The organism is Chitinophaga nivalis (assembly GCF_025989125.1).
GTDB classification, from domain to species: Bacteria; Bacteroidota; Bacteroidia; order Chitinophagales; family Chitinophagaceae; genus Chitinophaga; species Chitinophaga nivalis.
Genome location: NZ_JAPDNR010000002.1, coordinates 1 through 3,514, shown reverse-complemented (window position 1 = coordinate 3,514; position 3,514 = coordinate 1). Strand labels below are relative to the sequence as shown.

General features: G+C 48.4%; 1 protein-coding gene. It reads left to right on the top strand.

Annotated features, from left to right (window positions below; translation table 11 throughout):
• On the top strand, positions 1 to 3,514 hold a 3,514-nt coding region (locus OL444_RS31730), incomplete at both ends, for a DUF11 domain-containing protein (protein ID WP_264752057.1).

The window sequence follows — 3,514 nt, the reverse complement described above, 5'->3', positions numbered from 1 at the left end:
ATCAGCCACAAGGATTTACTTATGTAAGCAATACAACGACCAGTGGTAGTTACAACAGTGGCAGCGGTGTTTGGACACTAGATGCGCTGAAAGGTAGTACCCAAACTTTAACGCTGGTGATGACGGCTAATGCAAGTGGTCCTTATGGCAACGTAGCCGTGATCGGAGATCCGGTGGATCCGACCAACCCGCGAGATACGGCCCGTTTTGCTGTGTTGAGTATCAAAAAGACAGTAGATAAAAGTGTTGTTAAACCAGGAGACGCGGTAACCTTTACAGTAAGTGTCACCAACAGTGGCCTAAAAGATACGCTGGGCTTACAGGTGACAGATCAGCCGCAAGGGTTTACTTATGTAAGCAGCACTGTAAGTAATGGTAGTTATAACAGCGGTAGCGGTATCTGGACCGTAGATGCGCTAAAGGGTAGTACCCAAATCTTAACGTTGGTAATGACGGCCAATGCGAGTGGTCCTTATGGCAACGTGGCCGTGATTGGAGATCCGGTGGATCCGACCACCCCGCGTGATACGGCTCGTTTTGCCGTGTTGAGCATCCAAAAGACAGCCGATAAAAATGTAGTAAAGCCAGGTGAGGTGGTAACCTTTACGGTAAGTGTCACCAACAGTGGCCTAAAAGATACGCTGGGTTTAGCAGTGACAGATCAGCCACAAGGGTTTACTTATGTAAGCAGCAGTGTAAGTAATGGTAGTTATAACAGTGGCAGTGGTATCTGGACAGTAGATGCGCTAAAGGGTAGTACCCAAACCTTAACGTTGGTAATGACGGCAAATGCGAGTGGTCCTTATGGCAATGTAGCGGTGGTCGGAGATCCTGTAGATCCTACCACCCCGCGAGATACGGCCCGTTTTGCCGTGTTGAGCATCAAAAAGACAGCCGATAAAAGTGTAGTCAAGCCAGGTGACGCGGTCACCTTTACGGTAAGTGTCACCAACAGTGGCTTAAAAGATACGTTGGGTCTACAGGTGACAGATCAGCCACAAGGATTTATTTATGTAAGCAGCAGTGTAAGTAACGGCAGTTACAACAGCGGCAACGGTATCTGGACCGTAGATGCGCTAAAGGGTAGTACCCAAACCTTAACGCTGGTGATGACGGCTAATGCGAGTGGTCCTTATGGCAACGTAGCCGTGATCGGAGATCCTGTAGATCCGACCAACCCGCGTGATACGGCTCGTTTTGCCGTATTGAGCATCCAAAAGACAGCCGATAAAAATGTAGTCAAACCCGGTGACGCGGTAAGCTTTACGGTGAGTGTCACCAACAGTGGCTTAAAAGATACACTGGGCTTACAAGTGACTGATCAGCCGCAAGGATTTACTTATGTAAGCAGCAGTGTAAGTAACGGTAGCTACAACAGTGGTAGCGGTATCTGGACCGTAGATGCGCTGAAAGGTAGTACCCAAACGTTAACGCTGGTGATGACGGCCAATGCGAATGGTCCTTATGGCAACGTAGCCGTGATCGGAGATCCGGTAGATCCGACTAATCCGCGTGATACGGCTCGTTTTGCCGTGTTGAGTATCAAAAAGACAGCCGATAAAAATGTAGTAAAGCCAGGTGACGCGGTAACCTTTACGGTAAGTGTAACTAACAGTGGCTTAAAAGATACGCTGGGCTTACAGGTGACCGATCAGCCACAAGGATTTACTTATGTAAGCAATACAACGACCAGTGGTAGTTATAACAGTGGTAGCGGTATCTGGACCGTAGATGCGCTAAAGGGTAGTACCCAAACCTTAACGTTGGTAATGACGGCAAATGCGAGTGGTCCTTATGGCAACGTAGCCGTGATTGGAGATCCGGTAGATCCGACCAACCCGCGGGATACAGCTCGTTTTGCAGTATTGAGTATCAAAAAGACAGCCGATAAAAACGTAGTAAAGCCGGGTGACGTAGTAACCTTTACGGTAAGTGTCACCAACAGTGGCCTAAAAGATACGCTGAGTTTACAGGTGACCGATCAGCCACAAGGATTTACTTATGTAAGCAATACAACGACCAGTGGTAGTTATAACAGTGGTAGCGGTATCTGGACAGTAGATGCGCTAAAGGGTAGTACCCAAACGTTAACGCTGGTGATGACGGCTAATGCGAGTGGTCCTTATGGCAACGTCGCTGTTATCGGAGATCCTGTAGATCCGACCAATCCCCGGGACACCGCCCGTTTTGCCGTGTTGAGCATCAAAAAGACAGTCGATAAAAGTGTAGTAAAGCCAGGTGGCGTGGTCACCTTTACGGTAAGTGTCACCAACAGTGGCTTAAAAGATACACTGGGCTTACAGGTGACGGATCAACCGCAAGGATTTACTTATGTAAGCAGCAGTGTAAGTAACGGCAGTTACAACAGTGGCAGCGGTATCTGGATAGTAGATGCATTGAAAGGTAGTACCCAAACTTTAACGCTGGTGATGACGGCCAATGCGAATGGTCCTTATGGCAACGTAGCCGTGATCGGAGATCCTGTAGATCCGACTAATCCGCGTGATACGGCTCGTTTTGCCGTGTTGAGTATCACAAAGACAGCCGATAAAAATGTAGTAAAGCCAGGAGACGCGGTCACCTTTACGGTAAGTGTCACCAACAGTGGCCTAAAAGATACGCTGGGCTTACAGGTGACCGATCAGCCACAAGGATTTACTTATGTAAGCAATACAACGACCAGTGGTAGTTATAACAGCGGCAGTGGTATCTGGACCGTAGATGCACTAAAGGGTAGTACCCAAACCTTAACGCTGGTGATGACGGCAAATGCGAGTGGTCCTTATGGCAACGTAGCTGTGATTGGAGATCCGGTAGATCCGACCACCCCGCGTGATACAGCTCGTTTTGCAGTATTGAGTATCAAAAAGACAGCCGATAAAAACGTAGTAAAGCCGGGTGACGTAGTAACCTTTACGGTAAGTGTCACCAACAGTGGCCTAAAAGATACACTGGGCTTACAGGTGACCGATCAGCCACAAGGATTTACTTATGTAAGCAATACAACGACCAGTGGTAGTTATAACAGTGGTAGCGGTATCTGGACAGTAGATGCGCTAAAGGGTAGTACCCAAACGTTAACGCTGGTGATGACGGCTAATGCGAGTGGTCCTTATGGCAACGTCGCTGTTATCGGAGATCCTGTAGATCCGACCAATCCCCGGGACACCGCCCGTTTTGCCGTGTTGAGCATCAAAAAGACAGTCGATAAAAGTGTAGTAAAGCCAGGTGGCGTGGTCACCTTTACGGTAAGTGTCACCAACAGTGGCTTAAAAGATACACTGGGCTTACAGGTGACGGATCAACCGCAAGGATTTACTTATGTAAGCAGCAGTGTAAGTAACGGCAGTTACAACAGTGGCAGCGGTATCTGGATAGTAGATGCATTGAAAGGTAGTACCCAAACTTTAACGCTGGTGATGACGGCCAATGCGAATGGTCCTTATGGCAACGTAGCCGTGATCGGAGATCCTGTAGATCCGACTAATCCGCGTGATACGGCCCGTTTTGCCGT